The organism is Paractinoplanes lichenicola (assembly GCF_016785085.1).
In the GTDB taxonomy this organism is placed as follows: Bacteria; Actinomycetota; Actinomycetes; order Mycobacteriales; family Micromonosporaceae; genus Actinoplanes; species Actinoplanes lichenicola.
The window spans coordinates 22,569-41,736 of sequence record NZ_JAENHO010000025.1 but is presented as its reverse complement, the minus strand read 5'-3'; the positions used below and the strand labels follow the sequence as shown (position 1 = coordinate 41,736).

Annotated in this window: 17 protein-coding genes; 4 read left to right on the top strand and 13 right to left on the bottom strand. The window is 70.9% G+C overall.

The window, feature by feature from the left end; genetic code table 11:
* Window positions 1-15: 15 nt before the first annotated feature.
* The 4 genes from JKJ07_RS47875 to JKJ07_RS47860 all read right to left on the bottom strand — a co-directional run bounded on the left by JKJ07_RS47875 (window position 16) and on the right by JKJ07_RS47860 (window position 3,109).
* A complete protein-coding gene (locus tag JKJ07_RS47875; protein WP_203078569.1) occupies window positions 16-588 on the bottom strand; it encodes a Uma2 family endonuclease in 573 nt (190 codons plus the stop codon).
* Window positions 585-1,184 carry a Uma2 family endonuclease gene (locus tag JKJ07_RS47870; protein ID WP_203078568.1) on the bottom strand — a complete coding sequence of 200 codons (600 nt, stop codon included), beginning with the start codon at window positions 1,182-1,184 and terminating at the stop codon, window positions 585-587. Before JKJ07_RS47870 ends, JKJ07_RS47875 begins: the two co-directional genes overlap by 4 nt.
* Before the next feature lie 62 nt (window positions 1,185-1,246).
* On the bottom strand, window positions 1,247-2,809 hold the full coding sequence (gene ffh / locus JKJ07_RS47865; protein WP_203078567.1) for a signal recognition particle protein: 1,563 nt from the start codon (window positions 2,807-2,809) through the stop codon (window positions 1,247-1,249).
* Between the two features lie 69 nt (window positions 2,810-2,878).
* Complete coding sequence (locus tag JKJ07_RS47860) at window positions 2,879-3,109, bottom strand: hypothetical protein (RefSeq protein ID WP_184955409.1); 231 nt, start codon at window positions 3,107-3,109, stop codon at window positions 2,879-2,881.
* Window positions 3,110-3,277: 168 nt separating this feature from the next.
* Between JKJ07_RS47860 and JKJ07_RS47855 the strand changes: the two genes are divergently transcribed.
* From JKJ07_RS47855 to JKJ07_RS47845, 3 genes are all read left to right on the top strand, one after another.
* The gene (locus tag JKJ07_RS47855) at window positions 3,278-5,011 is read left to right on the top strand and encodes a stealth family protein (RefSeq protein ID WP_307834826.1); all 1,734 of its coding nucleotides are present in this window, start codon (window positions 3,278-3,280) and stop codon (window positions 5,009-5,011) included.
* Window positions 5,008-6,255, top strand: a complete 1,248-nt coding sequence (locus JKJ07_RS47850; RefSeq protein WP_203078565.1) for a nucleotide sugar dehydrogenase — start codon at window positions 5,008-5,010, stop codon at window positions 6,253-6,255. Before JKJ07_RS47855 ends, JKJ07_RS47850 begins: the two co-directional genes overlap by 4 nt.
* 232 nt (window positions 6,256-6,487) lie before the next feature.
* A complete protein-coding gene (locus JKJ07_RS47845) occupies window positions 6,488-7,720 on the top strand; it encodes a hypothetical protein (RefSeq protein ID WP_203078564.1) in 1,233 nt (410 codons plus the stop codon).
* On the opposite strand, the gene JKJ07_RS47840 is transcribed toward JKJ07_RS47845, so the two are convergent.
* From JKJ07_RS47840 to JKJ07_RS47810, 7 genes are read right to left on the bottom strand one after another with little or no spacing between them, the layout of a single operon-like run.
* On the bottom strand, window positions 7,684-9,438 hold the full coding sequence (locus JKJ07_RS47840) for an FAD-dependent oxidoreductase (RefSeq protein WP_203078563.1): 1,755 nt from the start codon (window positions 9,436-9,438) through the stop codon (window positions 7,684-7,686). The genes JKJ07_RS47845 and JKJ07_RS47840 overlap by 37 nt on opposite strands.
* Window positions 9,431-11,317, bottom strand: a complete 1,887-nt coding sequence (locus JKJ07_RS52140; protein ID WP_203078562.1) for a maleylacetate reductase and hydroxyquinol 1,2-dioxygenase domain-containing protein — start codon at window positions 11,315-11,317, stop codon at window positions 9,431-9,433. The genes JKJ07_RS47840 and JKJ07_RS52140 overlap by 8 nt, the downstream gene beginning before the upstream one ends.
* A 39-nt stretch (window positions 11,318-11,356) precedes the next feature.
* Complete coding sequence (locus JKJ07_RS52135) at window positions 11,357-12,241, bottom strand: helix-turn-helix domain-containing protein (protein ID WP_203078561.1); 885 nt, start codon at window positions 12,239-12,241, stop codon at window positions 11,357-11,359.
* 31 nt (window positions 12,242-12,272) lie between these two features.
* Entirely contained in the window at window positions 12,273-12,650 is a 378-nt protein-coding gene (locus JKJ07_RS47825; RefSeq protein ID WP_203078560.1) for a GtrA family protein, read from the bottom strand.
* Window positions 12,637-13,587: a glycosyltransferase family 2 protein gene (locus tag JKJ07_RS47820; protein WP_203078559.1), complete on the bottom strand. Its 951-nt coding sequence runs from the start codon at window positions 13,585-13,587 to the stop codon at window positions 12,637-12,639. Before JKJ07_RS47820 ends, JKJ07_RS47825 begins: the two co-directional genes overlap by 14 nt.
* Window positions 13,588-13,647: 60 nt before the next feature.
* Complete coding sequence (locus tag JKJ07_RS47815) at window positions 13,648-14,316, bottom strand: hypothetical protein (protein WP_203078558.1); 669 nt, start codon at window positions 14,314-14,316, stop codon at window positions 13,648-13,650.
* Window position 14,317: 1 nt separating this feature from the next.
* A complete protein-coding gene (locus JKJ07_RS47810) occupies window positions 14,318-15,865 on the bottom strand; it encodes a glycosyltransferase (RefSeq protein ID WP_203078557.1) in 1,548 nt (515 codons plus the stop codon).
* A 228-nt stretch (window positions 15,866-16,093) separates the two neighbouring features.
* Between JKJ07_RS47810 and JKJ07_RS47805 the strand changes: the two genes are divergently transcribed.
* On the top strand, window positions 16,094-16,588 hold the full coding sequence (locus JKJ07_RS47805; protein WP_203078556.1) for a CAP domain-containing protein: 495 nt from the start codon (window positions 16,094-16,096) through the stop codon (window positions 16,586-16,588).
* Between the two features lies 1 nt (window position 16,589).
* Here the strand turns inward: JKJ07_RS47805 and JKJ07_RS47800 are convergent, their stop codons facing one another.
* Both JKJ07_RS47800 and JKJ07_RS47795 read right to left on the bottom strand, forming a co-directional pair.
* The gene (locus tag JKJ07_RS47800) at window positions 16,590-17,525 is read right to left on the bottom strand and encodes a class I SAM-dependent methyltransferase (RefSeq protein WP_236031513.1); all 936 of its coding nucleotides are present in this window, start codon (window positions 17,523-17,525) and stop codon (window positions 16,590-16,592) included.
* Window positions 17,526-17,559: 34 nt separating this feature from the next.
* On the bottom strand, window positions 17,560-19,167 hold the full coding sequence (locus JKJ07_RS47795; protein ID WP_203078555.1) for a hypothetical protein: 1,608 nt from the start codon (window positions 19,165-19,167) through the stop codon (window positions 17,560-17,562).
* Window position 19,168: the final 1 nt, after the last annotated feature.

Here is a 19,168-nt window from a genome sequence, read left to right as displayed (position 1 = left end):
TACCCGATCAGCCCGTCACCCGTCCGAACGAGCAGCCGCCCGGATACGGTTCCGCGTACGGGTCATCGCGGACAGATCCAGGGTGACCGGCCAAGGCTGATCGATCACGGCAACGTCAGCGCAGTGGAGACGCCCGCGGTAGTGGCCATTTCGGTCAAGCCGAAACTGTGTGACTGTAACGGAATCGCCCAGAGGATCGACGAGCCAGTAGGCCGGTATGGCCGCGCGCGCATAAAGCTGCTTCTTCAGTGCCCGGTCGGTGCTCTCGGACCAGTCAGACAGCACCTCGACCGCGACCAGTACATCCACGGCGGGCACCGGGGAGGTCAACGCGGCTTCCACGCGGATGGCGGCCACGTCGACAAATGGCATGTTGTGACGGTCGAGCAGAACGGCCTGCCGGTGGCTGATCATGCAGGACCTCGGCACGTGCGCGTCAAGAGCAAACATGACATCAGCCAAGTGGATCTGATGAATGGGGAAGGGTGGCGGCGGACGGACAATTTTTCCGTCGAGCAGTTCGAAGCGCGACTCCTCCGGAAAGTCCTCGACGTCATCGATCGTAAGGCGAATGCCGCCGCCAATCATGAATTGTCCGGAGCCTGGTCGTCTTCCTCGTCGCGGAGCGCGGTCAGCGCCGGCACGTCGATGCTGATCGGATAGGGGACATCCGTGGCGAATACCTTGCTCGTACTGGTGATCGTCTCGTACTGGCCGTTCTCGCCGAGGCGGTACTCAGTCAGCACGACACCATCCTCGAACAACGGGTCGACCAGCAGGTAGGTGGTCACGCGGTTAGCCGCGTAGACCTTCCATTTCGCGTTCATGTCACGGACGCGAGAGGTCGGCGAAACCACCTCGAGGACGAGTAGCGCACCGTCGACCGGAGCCGGAGTGCGGCGGCGGTATTCTTTCCGCAGCACCACGACGTCCGGTCGAGGCTCGTTTCGCCGGTCGACCTCCAACGACAGGTCGATGACCGGCTTGTATCCAGGCGGACAGTTCGGCAGGAGCATGCGGACCAGCTCCCAGCACAGTTCTTGATGAAGCATCGTCGGGGACGGCAAGATCAACCTTCCGTCGATCAACTCATAGCGAAGATCCTTGGGAAGGCTCGCCAGGTCGTCGACGGTCCAGTCCTGCTTTTCATCCAGCAGGCTCGGCAGCTGTAGGGCCGCAGTCATCGGGACCTCCTCAGGGGGTGTCACGAGACTACTGTACCCATGTCTAGATCACCAATCGGTTGTCAGCGCTTGTCCTTGTCGTCTTTTTGCTGCTTCATCAGCTTGTTGAAGTCGAGATTCGGCAGGTTGAAGCCGCCGGCACCACCGGCGCCGCCGAGGGCGTTGGGGTCGAGGCCGGGCGGGAGCTGGGGCATGCCGCCGGGGAAGCCCGCGGGCAGGCCGCCGCCGCCCGTGCGGGGTCGGTTGTTGCCGCCCTTGGTGCCCTTGCGCTTGTTTTTCGGGCTCTTCGTGGCCTTGCGCCGGCCGCCGCCGGGCAGGCCCATCATGCCGCTCATCTGCTTCATCATCTTCTGCGCGTCGGCGAAGCGGTTGAGCAGCTGGTTGACGTCCATCACCGTGACGCCGGAGCCGTTGGCGATGCGGGCGCGGCGGGAGCCGTTGAGGATCTTGGGGTTGCTGCGCTCGGCCGGGGTCATCGAGCGGATGATCGCGGTGACCCGGTCGAAATGGCTGTCGTCGAGCTCGGCCAGCTGGTCCTTCATCTGGCCCATGCCCGGCATCATGCCGAGGATGTTGGCGATCGGGCCCATCCGCCGCACGGCGATGAGCTGGTCGAGGAAGTCTTCCAGGGTGAAGGTCTCGCCGGCCAGCAGCTTGCCGGTCATCTTCTCCTTCTGATCCTCGTCGAAGGCCTGCTCGGCCTGCTCGATGAGGGTCAGAACGTCACCCATGCCCAGGATGCGGCTGGCCATCCGGTCGGGGTGGAAGAGGTCGAAGTCCTCGAGCTTCTCGCCCGTGGAGGCGAAGAGGATCGGCTCGCCCGTGACGTGCCGGACGGAGAGGGCGGCACCACCGCGGGCGTCACCGTCGAGCTTCGAGAGCACCACGCCGGTGACCCCGACGCCGTCACGGAACGCCTCGGCGGTCTGCACCGCGTCCTGACCGACCATGGCGTCGATGACGAAGAGGACCTCGTCGGGCTCGACGGCGTCGCGGATGTCGCGGGCCTGCTGCATCATCTCCTCGTCGATGCCGAGACGGCCGGCGGTGTCGACGATGACGATGTCTTTGGCCGTGCGCTTGGCGACCTCGATCGAGTCCTTCGCGACCTTGACCGGGTCGCCGACGCCGCTGCCGGGCTCGGGCGCGTAGACGTCGACGCCCGCCCGGCCGCCGACCACCTGGAGCTGATTGACCGCGTTGGGGCGCTGCAGGTCGGCCGCGACCAGCAGGGGCTGGTGACCCTGGCCCTTGAGCCAGCGCGACAGCTTGCCGGCCAGCGTCGTCTTGCCGGCGCCCTGGAGGCCGGCCAGCATGATCACCGTGGGCGGCTGCTTGGCGAACACCAGCCGCCGGCCCTCGCCGCCGAGGATGTTGATGAGCTCCTCGTGGACGATCTTGATGATCTGCTGCGCCGGGTTGAGCGCCTGGGAGACCTCGGCCCCCCGGGCGCGCTCCTTGACGTTGAAGATGAAGGCCTTGACCACGGGCAGCGCGACATCGGCCTCCAGCAGCGCGAGACGGATCTCGCGAGCGGTGGCGTCGATGTCGGCGTCGGTGAGCTTGCCCTTGCCCCGGAGCTTGGTGAAGATGCCGGAGAGGCGGTCACTCAAAGTGTCAAACACGGCGCAGTGGTCCTTTTAGTCAGCTCAGCCGGGTGGTCTTACATAGAGCCTAGCCGCCCGGGAGGAGCCTCACCGGTTCCGCATCCGGTACGTCTTGGTCGCCGCCTCGATCCGGCGCTGCGTGCGCGTGCCGGGGGCGATCGACTTCTTGGCCTTCGTGTAGAGGTAATAGCCTCCGCCGACCGCGAGCGCGCCCACGATCAGGTAGAACAGGGCCGGCCCGAGCAACGAGCTGACCACCCAGCCGACCACGATCACTCCGGCGATCAGTGCCACCAGAAACGCTACGGCCTTACCCATCTCGGCCTCCCCGAGTCGAAGCTGCGGACTCCACCATGACTCACCACGGCAACCTCGCGCATCGGTGGTAACCCTGAGCCGCTGTCCGATATGCCCCCTATACCACCCATTCAAGGCGTAACGCCGACGACGCGCCGCAACTTCTGGCAGGCGGGCCCGTTGGGGGTCGTGACCGAACGGACCCGGCGGAAGGACGACGGCGTGCGGATCATCCGGCTGGCGCCCTGGCCCGTGCGGCGGCGCCTGCTCCACCACCTGCAGCACCGCCTCCTGCCCCTCGTGCCCCCGCCGAGCCGGCTGCGGGTGGCCCGCCGGATCGTGCCGCTCGGTCCGCGCCCCCGGCTCAAGCCGATCGGCGACGCGCCATCTCTGCGGGTCCGCACGCCTGCGGGGCGACTCACGGCCCGGCGTCGCCTCGAGGCCACCCCGGCCGCCGTACGCCGGGAGAACCTCGACCGCGTGCTGGACACCCTGAGCAGCGCCGGCATCGAGTGGTTCCGGATTCCGGTGGCCTCGCTGACCCGTACGGGTGTGGCCATCGACGCCGCCGACCGCGCCCGGGCCATGGCCGCGCTGGCCACGATGACCGCCCACGGCGAGGGCCGGCTCGACCGCGTGCGGCCGGGACAGGTCGTACGGGTGTGCTGGCCTGTCACCGACCCGAAGGGCCGTCTCACGCTCGGTACCGCGTACGGGTGCGAAGTGGAGTTCTGGCGGCGTGAGGGCGGGAATCTGATCGGACCGCGCAGCAACCCGGTGGCCGACGTGGTGCCGGTGGACGAGCCCGAGATCGTGGTGGCCGAGCCGGTGTTCGGCCCGTTCGGCGCGCCCGGCACGACCCGCCGCTATCGCACGCGCGAGGTGTTCACGATGGTGAGCCCGGATCGCGTGGCGTTCCCGATCGACGCCGTCTACACGTGGGTCGACGGCGGCGACCCAGCCTGGCACGCGCGCAAGGCAGCGGCGCTGCGCGAGAACGGCTGGGTGACCGGTTCGAGCGGGCAGACGGCCAACGACTCCCGGTTCGTCTCACGCGACGAGCTGCGCTACTCGCTGCGCTCGCTGCACGCGTACGCGCCCTGGATCCGGCACGTCTATCTGGTCACCGACGACCAGGTGCCGCCCTGGCTCGACACCACCCGCCCCGACCTGACCGTGGTCAGCCATCGCGAGATCTTCGGCGGCGCCGGGCGGCTGCCCACCTTCAACTCGCAGGCCATCGAGTCGCGCCTGCACCACATCCCCGGGCTGGCCGAGCACTTCCTCTATCTCAACGACGACGTCTTCCTGGGCCGGCCGGTGGCGCCCGAGCTGTTCTTCACACCCGGCGGGCTGACCCGGTTCTTCCCCTCGGGGGCGCTGGTCGGCTCGGCGCCGCGCTCGACCGCCGACGCCCCCGCCGACTCGGCCGGCAAGAACAACCGCCGGCTCATCCAGAGCGCCTTCGGCCGGGTGCTGACCCACAAGATGAAGCACACCCCGCACCCGTCGCGGCGCAGTGTGCTGGCCGAGATCGAGCTGCGCTTCGCCGAGCAGGTCGAATCGACGGCCGCGCACCAGTTCCGGCATCCCGACGACATCGCCATGCTGTCGTCGCTGCAGCAGTACTACGCCTACCTGACCGGCCGGGCCGCCCCCGGGCAGATCAAATACCTCTACACCGACCTGGCCGACCCGGCGACGCCGTTCCAGCTGGCCCGGCTGCTGCACAAGCGACATCTCGACGCGTTCTGCCTCAACGACACCGACTCCTCCGCGAGCGCGGTGCCCGAACAGGCCGCGTTGCTGGCCGAGTTCCTGCCGGCCTACCTGCCGTTCCCGTCCCGGTGGGAGGGCCCGGTGGTGGCGCGCGTCGCCCGGCAGGTCAAGCGGGTCGCCGCCGTCCCCGAGGTGGTGCGATGAACGCCGACGTGGTGGTGCTCGGCCTGGGCTACGTCGGGCTGCCGCTGGCTCAGCAGGCCGTACGGGCGGGGTTGTCCGTGCTCGGCTTCGACGTCTCGGCCGGGGTGGTCGCCGCGCTCAACGACGGCCGCTCCCACGTCGACGACCTGTCGGACGCCGACATCGCCGAGATGCTGGACGGCGGCTTCCGGGCCACCACCGACGAGGCGCTCATCGGCGCTTGCGGGACCGCCGTGATCTGTGTGCCCACGCCCCTGGCCGAAGGGGACGGGCCCGACCTGAGCGCGGTCACCGGGGCCGCCTCGGCGATCGGGCGCAGCCTGCGGCCGGGCATGCTCGTGGTGCTCGAATCCACCACCTACCCGGGTACGACCGACGAGGTCGTACGGCCGCTGCTGGAGAAGCTGTCCGGGCTGACCGCGGGCGTGGACTTCCACCTGGCGTTCTCCCCCGAACGGATCGATCCCGGCAACGCGCTGTTCGGGGCGCGCAACACCCCCAAGGTGGTCGGGGGCTACACGCCGGACTGCACACTGCGGGCAGCGGGCTTCTACGGACGTTTCATCGACACCGTGGTGCGTACGAGGGGAACTCGCGAAGCCGAGACCGCGAAGTTGTTGGAGAACACCTATCGTCACGTGAACATCGCGCTCGTCAACGAGATGGCCCGGTTCTGTCACGAGCTCGGCATCGACCTGTGGGACGTGATCCGGGCCGCGTCGACCAAGCCGTTCGGGTTTCAGGCGTTCTATCCGGGGCCCGGGGTGGGCGGCCACTGCATCCCGATCGACCCGAACTACCTGTCGCACAACGTCCGAAGCCGGCTCGGCTACCCGTTCCGGTTCGTCGAACTGGCCCAGGAGATCAACGCGACGATGCCGTCCTATGTGGCCCGTCGGGCGCAGAACTTGCTGAACGCGGACGGCCAGGCTGTGCACGGCGCGACGATCCTGTTGCTGGGTGTCACGTACAAGCCGAACATCGCCGATCAGCGGGAGTCGCCTGCCACACCGCTGGCCCGTCAACTGCAATCGCTGGGCGCTTCCGTCGTCTTTCACGACCCGTACGTGGCTGAGTGGATCGTGCCGCGGGCGGAGGATCTGCTGGGGTCTGTGGTGTCGGCCGACCTGGTGATTCTGGTGCAGAACCACCGCGACTATCAGGCCGACGAGCTGGCCGCGCTGGCCAAGCGCTTCTTCGATACGCGCGGCGCCACGACAGGTTCCGACGCACATCGGCTGTAGGCCCCGCCTCACGATCCGCAACTCTGGCCTCGGCCCTGTGGACAACCGTGACCGGACATTTCGCCCCTGTGGACAGCCCGAAGATCGTCTTCGGATTCGGCGTAAAATCTGCCACCCCCGCCCCCACCCAGTGCTAGGGCGGGCCGACGACTACAGCACCGGGCCGACCGGCGGCGCCCCCTCCTCCTATGATCGCGTCCGATCGACGCGCTTCGCTCTTCACGGAGGATTTGTGAACTCACTTCGGGCCCTGACCGTCGCGACAGCGGCCGTCCTGTTCGCCCTGCCCGCCACGGCCGCCTCGGCCGCGCCCACGGCGCCCACCCTGACCGTCGGCGGCGTGGCCTGCGCCCCCGGCGGCATCCTGGTCGGCTCCCCCACCCCGGCGATCACCGCCCGGTTCACCGGCTCGGGCACGCTGACCCCGTCCTTCGCCGTGTGGCCGGCCGGCCGCCCGGCGCAGCGCGTCGAGTGGACCGCGCCCGAGCTGAGCCGGCCCGGCACGGCCTTCACCACCCTGCCGTCCGCGGTCGTCGACGGCGGCAAATACAGGCTGACCGCGCACGGCGCCTCGTGCACCTTCACGGTCGACACGGTTCGGCCGAAGGCGCCGCTGGTCACCTCGGCCGACTATCCGCGCGGGCAGAGCGCGGGTGGAGCCGGCGTGGCCGGGAAGTTCACCTTCGCCGCCGACGGCGACCGTGACGTGGTGAAGTTCCGCTATTCGGCGCCGGGGGCCGGGCTGGTCGAGGTGCCGGCCGACCGGCGGGGCCGGGCCACGGTCACGATCACGCCGGACTCGTACGGCGCCAAGGCCGTGACTGTGCAGGCGATCGACCGCACCGGGAACCGCTCGGCCGAGACCACGTACGAGTTCACCGTGATCGACAACGAGCCCCGGGTGTACGACGACAACCCGTCGGCGGCGATCGGTGAGCCGCGCGTCATTCGGTTCTGGAGCGCGGTGCCGGGCACGCAGTCGTTCACGTACACCTTCAACGGCGGCCCCGCGGTCACCGTGCCGGCCGACGCTCAGGGCTACGGGCACGCGACGGTCACGCCGGGTCGGCGCGGCGACAACCCCATGACGGTCACCAGCCGTACGGGCAACGGGGTGGTCTCGCCCGAGATCACGTTCAACGTCTATGTGCGGGTGGAGGTGCCCGTCCCGCAGATCTCGTCGCCTGACTTCCCGGGCGACGGCACGCCGCCGCCGACGGTCGGCGAGACCGTCACCATCGTGCTGCGCACGGACTCCCCGGAGGTCGCCGAGTTCGTCGTCTCGCTCGATTTCGGCCAGACCGAGCAGGTGGTGGCGGCCGACGCCGACGGCAACGTCACGTTCCAGCACACCTTGCCGCCGGACTACATCTTCCTGGAGGTGCAGGCGCGAGCCCGGACGGCGGACGGCTTCGAGTCGGGATCGGGCTACGCGGGCTGGGAGCTGACCCCGGCCGACGGGTGAAGCACCCGGTCGAGGGCGGAACGTAGCACCGCGCCGGGTTCGGCGGGCAGGTCGGCGCTTCGGAAGCAGACGTAGTTGTCCGGACGCAGCAGCACGCAGCCGGAGTCGCCGACCTCGCGGAGGCGGGCCCAGTCGCCGTAGATGTCCTCGTAGTCGGCGCCGGGACCGATGACGATCGCCGGCACGGAAAGCTCCGCGGCGGCGGCCACCCACGGCTCGCCACCCAGCCCGGTCAGCAACACGAACCGGCCGCCGCCACCCAGGTCGAGTGTGGACAGACGCTGGTCGCCGCGGCCGACCCAGGCGTGCGGCACCTTGGCTCCCGGCCACGTGGTCGGCTGGTGGTAGAGCTCGTCGTCGCGCGGGTTGACGGGCGCGGGCGTGCCGTCGCTGAGCACGGCGGACGAGGCGTACCGCTGGTTGAGCTCGACGCCGTGCGTGTTGAACTCGTAGTTCTTGAACTCGATGGCCTCGCGCAGCTCCCGGCGCTGCTTCTCGGCGGCCGGGGTGGCCAGCTTGCGCGCGTCCATGTTGCGGCGCAGCTGCTCGGGGTCGTCGGTGCTGAGCAGCCCGAGCGCCTCGAAGATGCGGGTCGTCTCGCCGATGCTGCGGTTGGCCCGGTCGACGATCTGTTTGCCGATCGGCGCGCGCTCGGCCGAGTACGTGTCGAGCAGCGCGGGCGAGGCCGTCCCGTTCAGCACCAGGCGCAGCTTCCAGGCCAGGTTGTAGGCGTCCTGGATCGACGTGTTGGAGCCGAGCCCGTTGGACGGCGGGTGCCGGTGCACGGCGTCGCCCATGCAGAACACGCGCCCGTTCTGGTACGTCTCGGCGTACAGGTGGTTGACCGTCCACGCCGAGGACGACTTGATGGTGACGGGCACCGAGTCGTCGCCGATCAGGTGGTGAGCGATCCGCCGGGCGTATTCCTCGGTGAGGTCGGGCGGCTCACCGTTGATGTCGTAACCCCAGACGATCAGCCATTCGTGCCACGGCCGGACGCAGCGGACCAGTCCCATCCCGATGCCGCCGACGTCGGAGCCGGTCTGCAGCACCCAATACAGCGTGCTCGGCCGGTGCGCCGTCAACGCGGTCAGGTCGGCCTCGAAGACGATGTTGATGCTGCCCGCGACGCCCATCTGCCCGACCATGGGCAGCCCGATGTCGTCGGCGACCTTGCTGCGCCCGCCGTCCGCGCCGATCAGATATTTCGCGCGGATCCGGTATTCGTCGCCCCGCAACCGATCCCGTACGGTCGCCGTCACGCCGGAGTCGTCCTGCTCCAGCGACAGGTATTCGGTCTGGTAGCGCAGTGCCGTGCCCCGGGCCACCGCGTTGTCGACGAGCACCGGTTCCATCAGGTGCTGCGGCATGTCGCAGATGCTGGACGGGGAGGCCAGGTCGTGGTCGGCCTGCCGCGCCGGATGCGTGTACCAGGTGTGCAGCCGGCCCAGCTCCTCACCGGCGAGGCTGGAGCAGAAGACAGTGTCACCCATCAGGCGTTGCGGGGTGGCCTGAGCGATCACCTGGTCCTCGATTCCGGCGTCGCGCAGCACCTCCATCGTCCGCTGGTTGGTGATGTGGGCGCGCGGCGTGTCCGACAGGCGCCCGTATTTGGTGACGACGATGTTCGGCACCCCGTACGTGCTCAGGAGCAGCGCGGCGGCCCCACCGGCGGGGCCGCTCCCGACGATCAGCACGTCGGTCTCGACGTCAGCCATGGTGGTCCCCCTGGGGTGCGATGCGGAAGGTGAACTCGACCGTGCGCGTGCCGTCGGCGGCCGCCGGGAACTCGACGATCAGGTCGTCTTTGACGCCGAAGACCGCGTCGGAGTCCAGATACGGCCCGCCGGCCACGAAGAGCTGCGTGATCAGCCGCCGGAAGCCGGGCGCGCTGATCATGAAGTGCAGGTGCGGGGCCCGGTACGGATGCCGGCCCGTGGCCCGCAGCATCTGCCCCACCGGGCCGTCGTCCGGGATCGGATACTCCGACGGCAGGATCGAGCGGAACCACAACCGCCCGTCGGCGTCGCTGCGCAGCCGGGCCCGCAGCACCGGCCCCTCGAGCTCGGGCAGCTGCACGTCGTAGAAGCCGTCCTGATTGGACTGCCACACGTCGACGACCGCGTCCGGCACCGGCCGCCCGTCGAGGTCGACGATCCGTACGTCGGCCCGCAGCGGCACGCCCGGCAGCCCCTCGGCGAGATTCGTCCCGGCGGGCACCGCGGGCGGCCCCTCGACGTAGAAGGGTCCGAGCACGGCCGACGGCGTGGTCTCCGGTGATCGCGAATTGGTCAGCAGGTCGACCGCGCTGGAGATCCCGAGCGTGTCACTGAGCAGCACAAACTCCTGCCGCGTGGGTGAGCAGAGCTGGCCCGTACGGGTGAGGAAGTCGATCGCGGCCTGCCACTCGTCCTCGGTCAGATCGTTGTCCGCCACGAACCCGTGCAGTCGCCGCACCAAATCTCCGAGCAATTGCGCCGTACGGGGTGAGGCCGCCCCCGCGAAGCTGGCCACCACCTCATCGGTCAGCCACCCGATGTCGGGCCGCCCGGCGGTGGAGGGCCGATCGCCACGCCATGCGCCCTCCAAAACCGACAAAACGCCCTCCGGAGTCAGGGCGCGCGGATTGGGATACGGCTGCGCGGTCGCGAGCGAAGCGGCACGCGGCAGATCACCCGACGACATTCCGAGTTCTTCCAGCGACGTCGGCGCACCCAGCCGCGCGGCCAGATCGAAAACGGCCGCCGGGGCATCGGTCGCGCCCAGGGCCGATGCGATCCGCCGCATGGCATCCGGAGCGGCCGCGGCGTTGTAGGCCATCACATGCGGCAACATCACGGCATGCGTCGGCGAGTGCGGCATCCCGAACGACCCGCCCAGCACATGGCAGAGCTTGTGGTGCAGGCCCATTCCGACGGTTCCGAGGCAGATTCCGGCCAGCCAAGCCCCCGTCAGCGCGTCCGCCCGCGCGTCCAGGTCGTCCGGCCGTTCGGCGATGACCGGCAGGGAACGCGCAAGACGCGCAAGGGCATCCTGCGCGAAATTGTCCACCGCCGGGTTGGCCTGCGGGGAGTACAGCGCCTCGACCGCGTGCGCCATCGCGTTCAGCCCGCTCGTCACCGACAGTTCGACCGGCAGCCCAAGGGTCAGTTCCACGTCGTAGACGACCGTCCGCGGCACCAGGGCCGGGTCGCTGCGCGTCGTCTTCTCCCCGTCCGAGGTCTCGCCCACGACCGGCGTCATTTCCGAGCCCGCGTACGTCGTCGGGACCGCGATCTGCGGCAATCCGGTGCGCGCCGCGAGCGCCTTGCCCAGGCCCGTGCTCGATCCGCCGCCGATCGACACCAGGCAGTCCACGTCGTGTTCGCGGACGAGTGCGAGCGCCTGCTCGGTCACTTCGACCGGAGTGTGCATCGCGACCTGCTCGAAACGCGCGACGACGAGCGGCCCGAGCAGTTCCGCCGCGCGATCCGAGCGCCCGCCGAGCAGCAGCACCCGCGCGGCCCCGATCCGCGCCACCTCGTCCGGCAGCCGCCCCAGAGTCCCCGCTCCGAAGATCACCCGGGAGGCATGCGCGTTGTACTCGAACGGCTCCACCCGCCCAGTGTCGGCGCGTGAACGATCAGGATCCTGCACCTACGCACTGCACGAAACGCGCATCGCGGCCGGTGTGGTGCTCAGGTGTGCGCGCAGCACGCGGGTCAGATGTTCCTGGTGGGAGAAGCCGCAGCGCTGGGCCACCTCGGCGATCGGGATCGTCGTGCCGCGCAGCAGCCGCCCGGCCGCGTCGACCCGGCGCTGGATCAGGAACTGGTGCGGCGACAGCCCCGTGCGCGCCTTGAACTGCCGGCCGAACTGGCTCACGCTCAGCCCGGTCACGGCCGCCATCTCGCGCAGCGGCAGCGGCTCGCCGAGCCGGGCCTCCACCATTTCCCGTACGGCGTCGAGCTGCCGATCGGTCAGCCCGCAACGCCCGAGCCGTGGCGGCGGCACCGGCCGCCCGCGCACGCTGTGCTGCCGGCCCAGCTGGGCGGCCAGCGCGTGCCCGAGGTGGTCCACATAGGTGCGGGCCGTCGGCTCCCATTCGCGCATCACCCGGTCGAGGGTCAGCATCAGGTGCTCGACCAGCGGGTCGAGGGCGCCCAGCTCCTCGGCCAGCTCGACCGGCCCGTCGTCGCACGCCGCGCGGAGCAGGTCGTCGCTCAGGTAGGCGTGCACGGTGTCGAGCGCCCCGCCGAGCTCGACGGTCAGCTCCTTGCCGGCCGGGTGCACGAACAACCCACCCGGCGGCACCGTTCGCGAGCTGGTCAGCCCGAGATGCCCGCGGCGCACGGTGACCGGGCCGTTGAGGTGCAGGATCACCAGGTGGCTGGGCGCGCCGCCGAAGCTGGCCTGATAGGGCCGCTCGCTCTGGGTCGAGACGTAGAGCGACTGCCAGCCGAGGCCGCGGCTGGTGCGGTCGGGGTGCACCCACGGCTGCCGGAGGATGCCGTTGGTGTCGTGGACCGTGAGCTCCGCCACACGACCATGACACCCGTAAACATGATCGAAATCAAGGGACGCGGAAGGTCCAGTGGGAGTTGAGCACGTAGTTGACGACCGGGATCGTCACCAGCGCCACCGCCTGCACCAGCACGAACGGGCCGGTCAGGACCTCGGTGCCGAGCCAGAGGATCAGGCTGTTCGCGCAGAGGGCCACGGCCGTCACGGTCAGGAAGCGCCGGCCCGCCACCAGATGTCCGGTCGTCGAGCGAAAGACCCAAGACCTTTGCAGCCCGTACGAGACCAGGACGCTCGCGCCGAAGCCGAGCGCCGAGGCGAGCACCGCCCGGATGCCCAGCCCCCCGGCCAGCAGAAACCCGACGCCGACGTGGGTCACCGCGCTCGCCCCGCCGCTGATCGCGTAGCGGACGAGCTCAGCGTTTCGCACGTACCCGCTGCTCGGGGAGAGCGAGGTGCTCGACCCGCTCCTGCACGAGATAGCGCGGGCGGCCCCGAACCTCCTCGTGGATGCGTGCCAGGTATTCGCCGATCACGCCCAGGCCCAGCAGCAGGAACGTGCCCATCACGAGCAGCAGCAGGATGACCGTGGGGAAGCCGGCCACCGAGTCGCCGCCGATCCAGCGGATCAGGGTCTGCGCCCCGAGCAGCACGGCGAAGGCGGCGAAGGCCAGCCCGACCATCGTCACCAGGTGCAGCGGGGCCGAGGTGAACGAGGTGAGCCCGTTGACCGCGAGCCGGAACAGCGAGCCGAGCGTCCAGCGGGAGCGGCCGCCCGCGCGCTCCTCGATGTCGATCTCGATGGTGCTCCGGCGGAAGCCGATCCAGCTGCTCGTGCCGCGGAAGAACGACGAGTGCTCGGGCAGCCGCAGCAGCGCCTCCAGGGCCGGGCGGGCGAGCAGCCGGAAGTCGGTCGCGTCGACCAGGTCGACCCGGGTCAGGCCGGTGAACGCCTTGTTGAACGCGCGCCCGCCGACCCGGCCGACCACGCCCTGACCCGTACGGTTGCGTTTGACCGCCTCGACCACGTGCGCGCCCTGCCGCCAGCGCCGCACCATCTCGGGGATGGCCTCGGGCGGGTGCTGCAGGTCGGAATCGATCACGACCACCGCGTCGCCGGCCGCGTGTTCGAGCCCGGCCAGCACCGCCGCCTCCTTGCCGAAGTTGCGGGAGAGCTGGATGCCGCGGACCCGGTCGTCGAGCGCCGCCTGGGCGACGACGAAATCCCAGGAGTCGTCGGCCGAGCCGTCGTCGACCAGCACCAGCTCGTACGTCAGACCGGCGCCGGTGAGCACCGCGGCCAGGCGGGCCACGAAGCGTTCCACGCCGGCGCCCTCGTTGAAGACGGGCGCGACCACGGAGATCATCGGGCTCGATACGGTCACGCTCGCCCAACGAGGGCACGCCGGCAAAAGTTACAAAAGGCGTCAGCGCAGCAGCTCGGCCAGGGTCGGGGGCTGCGTGCGGTCGATGATGATCGTGCGGACCGACTCGTGGTCGCGATACAACCGGGACAGCCGCTCGGAGAGCACGTCCTCCCACGAGCGGTCCGGCCGGTGCCGCTCCCAGGTCGCGCGGTCGGGCAGATATTCGAGCAGCACGCCGAGATCACGCAGCAGGGCGAAGGACTCGCAGTCGGTCATCACGACCGGCTTGTGGTCGGGGTCGACCTGCAGCCGCTGCCGCAGCGTCAGCACGAACTCGCGCACCGCCTCGAACTCCAGCCCGATCACCACGTACAGGTGGACGGGGGGACGCGGCGCGACCGCGACCGGGGTGCCGACCGGCTCGAGCGCGAGCGGGATCGTGCGGGGCGCCGGGCGCAGCCGCCGCAGCAGCGACCGGGTCAGGCGCGGGGCGGCCTTGACCGGGTTCTGCAGCAGCGCGAGCAGCCCCGAGCCGATCCGGTAGGACTCGCTGCGGCGCAGCCGGTCGGCCCGGCGGCGCTCGCGGTCGCGGTCGCGGCGCAGCTCGTCGCCACGGTGCCGCTCCTCGACCAGCCGGGCCTCCAGCATGCGCAGCCGGCCGGCCATGGCGGCCAGCTCCCAGCGCGCCCGCTGCGCGGTGTCGAGCGTCTGCAGTGCGGTTTCGGGCACGTCAGCCTCCGATCCGTTCGTGGCGGGCGGCCAGCCCGCCGAGCCAGGTCGCGGCCGCGGACGCGCCGTTGGAGAACGTCAGCTCCTCGCAACGGCGGCGCAGCACGGCGCGTTTGTCGGGGCGGGCGGCCGTGTCGAGCGCCCGCTCCAGCTCCTCGGAATCCGGGTCCTCGACGGCCAGCGCCACCCCGGCCGCGTCCGCGTACCGGGCCCGGCCGAGCTGGTCGTCGAGCGGGTCGTCGCGGCGCGGCACGAGCACCGTGGGAATCCCGAAGCGCAGCTGCTCGTGATAGGCGTCGTAGCCGGCCGAGCTGACCACCAGGTCGAACGCCCGCAGATAGCGGCTCACCCCCTGCTCGCGCACGACCACCTGGAAGCCGTGGCCCTCCAGCCGCTCGACGACCCGGGTGTCGCTCAGCCGCACCAGCGCGGCCGGCCGGTCGTCGAGCCCGAGGTCGGCGCGGGCCGCCGCGGGGTCGAGCAGCTCGCCCGCGTCGAGCAGCGTGATCGGCTCGACCCGGTGCGCGCCCGCCCGCTCGGCCACGGTCGGCCCGTCGTCGGCCAGGGCGGCGAACTCGCCCGGCTCGAGGACGTGGTCGAACACCTTGCCCTCGGTGATCCACTCCTGGCCCGTGCCGCGGGGCCACATCGCCCGCCGCACCCACACCCAGAGCACGTGCGGGTGGGCGCGGACGGCCTCCACGATGCCCTCGTGCGGCAGGTCGTCGACCGCCACGATCTCGGGCCGGTGCAGGTCGACGAGGTGGGCCAGGCGGTCGCGGAGCATCCGGTTCCACGCCGCCTCGGTCGCGCCGAGAGCCTCGCGGGACGGGATGTGCTCGGTCAGGAAGCCGCCGCCCGGGGAGGCGTACTCGGTGGCGATCACGGGCGCGAGGGCGGCCGGCAGGCGGCGGGCGATCGCGGTCAGCCGGGTCGGCGCCCCGACCATGAGCACGCGGCGGGTCGGCGCGGGCGGCACCGGGCCGGGCTCGCGGGGCAGGGCCGGGGCGCTGATCCGGGGGCGGATGCCGAAGCCGGCCAGCCGCCTGAGGTGCGACTGGTGGCCTGAGGTGCGTTCGAGCGCCCGGAACCGCTCGGGGAACTCCTGCCAGGAGGCCGCTGCGTCGACGATCTCGTGCCAGTTCTGCACGGTCAGCCGGCAGAGCAGCGGCATGGCGTCGCGCACCCGGTCGTCGACCGGCGCCCAGTCGACGTCCTCGGGCAGGTCGCCGGGCGCGGGCGCCTGCTCGACCACCACGACCGTGTGCTCGGCCCGCACCCGCGTGCGGGCGCGGGCCAGCAGGTCGGGGCCGCGGGCGACCAGAAGCCGTACGGCTGCGGGCTGGTCCTCCCGGGCCAGCGTGGCCGCGCCGTCCCGCAGGAGGTCGCGCACCCGCGGAGCGAAGGGCAGTGGCCGCGCGTCGCGGGGCACGTGCACCAGCAGCGTGCTCAGCGCCGCCTCGTGCTGCGCAAGCACCTCGGCCGCCACTCCCGCCCCGGCGAAGCGAAAGTCGGCCAGGATCGCCACGTCGTGAACGGTCGCAGTCACCGCGATTCCCCCTTCCCAGTGTCCGTTTTGCCCGTCTCTCGGCTCAACGATCACCGGCACGCACCGTGATGGCAACGTCACGGGAACCGGGGGCGGCTAGTCAACCAACCGGCAACCGAAGGGCATCTCCATGGCACCCGAACATGGGTCATCTTCACTGCCTGGGCGCCGAACATAACCCTGAACGCGGCGGTAGGAGCCGACGCGGACATCAACGAAAGGCAGTCGATGCGCTCTTCGATCACCAAGCGTCTGGCCCTGATCGCGATGATCCCCGCCACCCTGTTTGTGCTGGTCGCGTTCGCTTCGTCAGCCCAGGCCGCCACCACCGCGGCGCCGAGCACCGCGACGATGCAGGCCGACATCGTCACCTACACCAACAAGATGCGCGCCGCCAAGGGTTGCAAGGCCGTCGTCGCCAGCCCGAGCCTGACCAAGGCCGCCGTCGGCCACAGCGCCTGGATGGCCCGCACCGGCAAGTTCAGCCACGTCGGCGCCGGCAACTCGACCTTCGACCGTCGCATCAAGGCCGCCGGCTACATCCGCCCGCTGAGCGAGAACATCGCCTTCGGCTACAACACCGGCGCCGACACCGTCAAGGCGTGGATGGCCAGCCCGGGTCACCGTGCCAACCTGCTCAACTGCACCGCCAAGGCCGTCGGCGTCGGCGTCGTCCGCGCCGCGAACGGCACCACGTACATCTCGCAGGAGTTCGGTTACTGAGCTATTGGGAGCGGCTCAACTGCCGCACCACACGGCGATAGGACAGCAGGGCCTCACCTTCCCGGGTGAGGCCCTCCGTCGTTTCCAGCCACCGGCCCAGCACCTCGCGCTCGTCGGCCACGAACACCGCCGCCGCGTCGGCCAGCCGCTCCTCGAGCAGCGACATCGCCGGGAACCGGGCGTCGGGCCCGGTCGTGCCGGGCGGGCCGGCGATCACCAGCAGGTCCACGTCGTGCACGTCGGCCAGTGACTCCAGGTCGTACCAGGCAAAGGTTCTCTCCCCGATCGGCACCGGGCGCAGCGGCGCCGCGCGCACCTCGGCCACCGGAACGAGCGCGTGGGTGGCCACGGCCGCCCGCGCGCTCTCGGCCGCGCCGGTGTCGTGGTGCAGCGACACGAGCCGGCCGCCGACCTGTTCCAGCGCGTAGGCCAGCCAGACCGTCGACACCCCGCTGCCGAGCTCGAGCGCGAACCGCGGCTTGCGGGTGCGAATCAGGTGCAGCAGCTCGAGCAGCTCGGCCGGGGCCTGCGCGGGCGGCATCGGCGCCCGCGGCGTGACCCGCTGGAAGAGCTGGACGATGGCCTCGATGTCGCGGGTGTGCGTGCGCATCTGCCCGGCCAGCGAGCCGGTCAGCTCGCGATGCCGGTCGCCCGAGTGCAGCAGCAGCTCCTCCATCGCACCCAGCAGCCGCCGCTGCGTCTGGTCGAGCACCGCGCGCACGTCGTTCTGCTGCCGGCGCTGGGCCCGGGCCAGCCCCGAGATCCGCCGCGCGATCAGCAGCAGGCCGCCGAACAGGACCGTGAAGAAGACCGCGAGCAGGGTCAGCGCGACGGTGACGTTGCCGGTCAGCGCGGCCGCCCCGACCGCCGCGCAGAGCAGACACGCGCCGACGGCCAGAATCGCCTGACGCCTGGTCAGATTGCGCAACCGGCGCATCGGTCCTCCCCTGCTGATCTTCAACCTGCCCACGTCAACGCGGACCGGACCCGCCGGTTACGCCCGGGCAGAAAGCCACGTCCGCGCGCTGCCGGGCGGCGACCTCGAGCGACTCGTCGAAACGGCGCACCGAGAACGGGGAATCGGCGTACAGCTTGAGGAACTCGGCCCGCAGGGCGCATCGGCGGGCCGCACCCTCGGGGCTCGCGTCGAAGTCGGCCATCTCGACGGCGACCCGGTCGGCGAGCCGGGCCGCGGGCGTCGCCATCGTGGTGTCGCGCTGACGTTTGTTGGCCGCCGCCGACCCGGCCGCCGCCCCGGCCAGCAGCACCACGGCCGTCACGATCAACCACTTCCGCCGTACGAGGTGAGCCCCGGCCACGACGAGCAGCGCCCCCGCCGTCGTGGTCACCGCCGAGTCCCGCCAGCCCCAGCCCCACTTCCCGGCCGTGACGAGCTGCTGCACGTCGGCGTTGAGCGACCCCATTGCGGCCCCCACGGCGACCAGCGTGCCCGCGGTCAGGGCCAGGGCCAGGGCCGCCCGGCCGCTCACCTGCGACAGCCGGGGCAGGTCGCGCAGCGCGTGCCAGGCCAGCAGTCCGAGCACGACCAGCGCGACGACCAGCACCGTTCCGCCGAGCCAGGGCCGGGGGCTGCCACCGGCCGTCGCGGCGCGCCACATCAGCGGAGGCAGCCAGTCGATGGCCCGTACGGGCAGGGCTTGCACAGTGTCGGCGGTGAGCCGCACGTCGGAACCCTTGTAGCAGTCGCCGGCCGCGCAGTAGCGCTGGATGACGACCCGGACCGCGAGAAAGATCGGCAGGAAACCCAGCCACACCAACGCGAGCGCGCGGGCCGGCGTCCCCGTGAACAACCGGCCCGGCGTCAGGCCGAGCACCAACGCGCCCCGGGCCAGCACCGCGACGGTGGCCAGCGGCAGGGCCAGACAAGCGATCTCGTTGAAGGCCGCGAGGGCCGCGCCGCCGAGCATCAGCAGGGGCGCCCACCACAGCCGGAACGGCCGGTCGGGATCGATGCGGCACAGCCCCGCGGCGACCCCGAGCACGAGGGCGGCCGAGGCCAGATAGAGGCCGCCGAACAGCACGATCGGGCTCGACCCGCCGGCCGCGACGAACCCGGCGGCGACCGCGAACGGCACCACGGCAGCCACTGTGGACGGTGGTCGGCGGAACAGCTTGCCGCGGGCGACGACGCTCTCGGCCAGCAGCACGGCGGCCACGCACAACAGCAGCGCCGACACGAACGAGACGAGCCGGAAGCCGACGTTCACCGGCAGGCCGAGCACCTCGCTGAGGGCGTACGCGGCCGTGTCGAGCGCCTTCTCCAGCATCCGGCCGAACAGCCGGAAGTTGCCCAGCCGTAGATAGCCGGGGAGCGAGTCGACGGTGTGCGGCACGATCCGCAGCGGGTCGTCGCGGAACAGGCCGCCGTGCCAATACAGGTTGAACCGGTGATCGCGGCTCGGCGCCAGCGCGACCAGCGGGGCCAGCACCGGCAACGGCACGAGCACGGCCCGCAGCAGCGCCCGCCGCCACAGCGCCCCGATCGGCGGCCCCTCGACGACGAAGCGCATCCCCACGCGCGGAGCGGCGGGCGGGGCATCCATCGTCGGGGCGCTCATG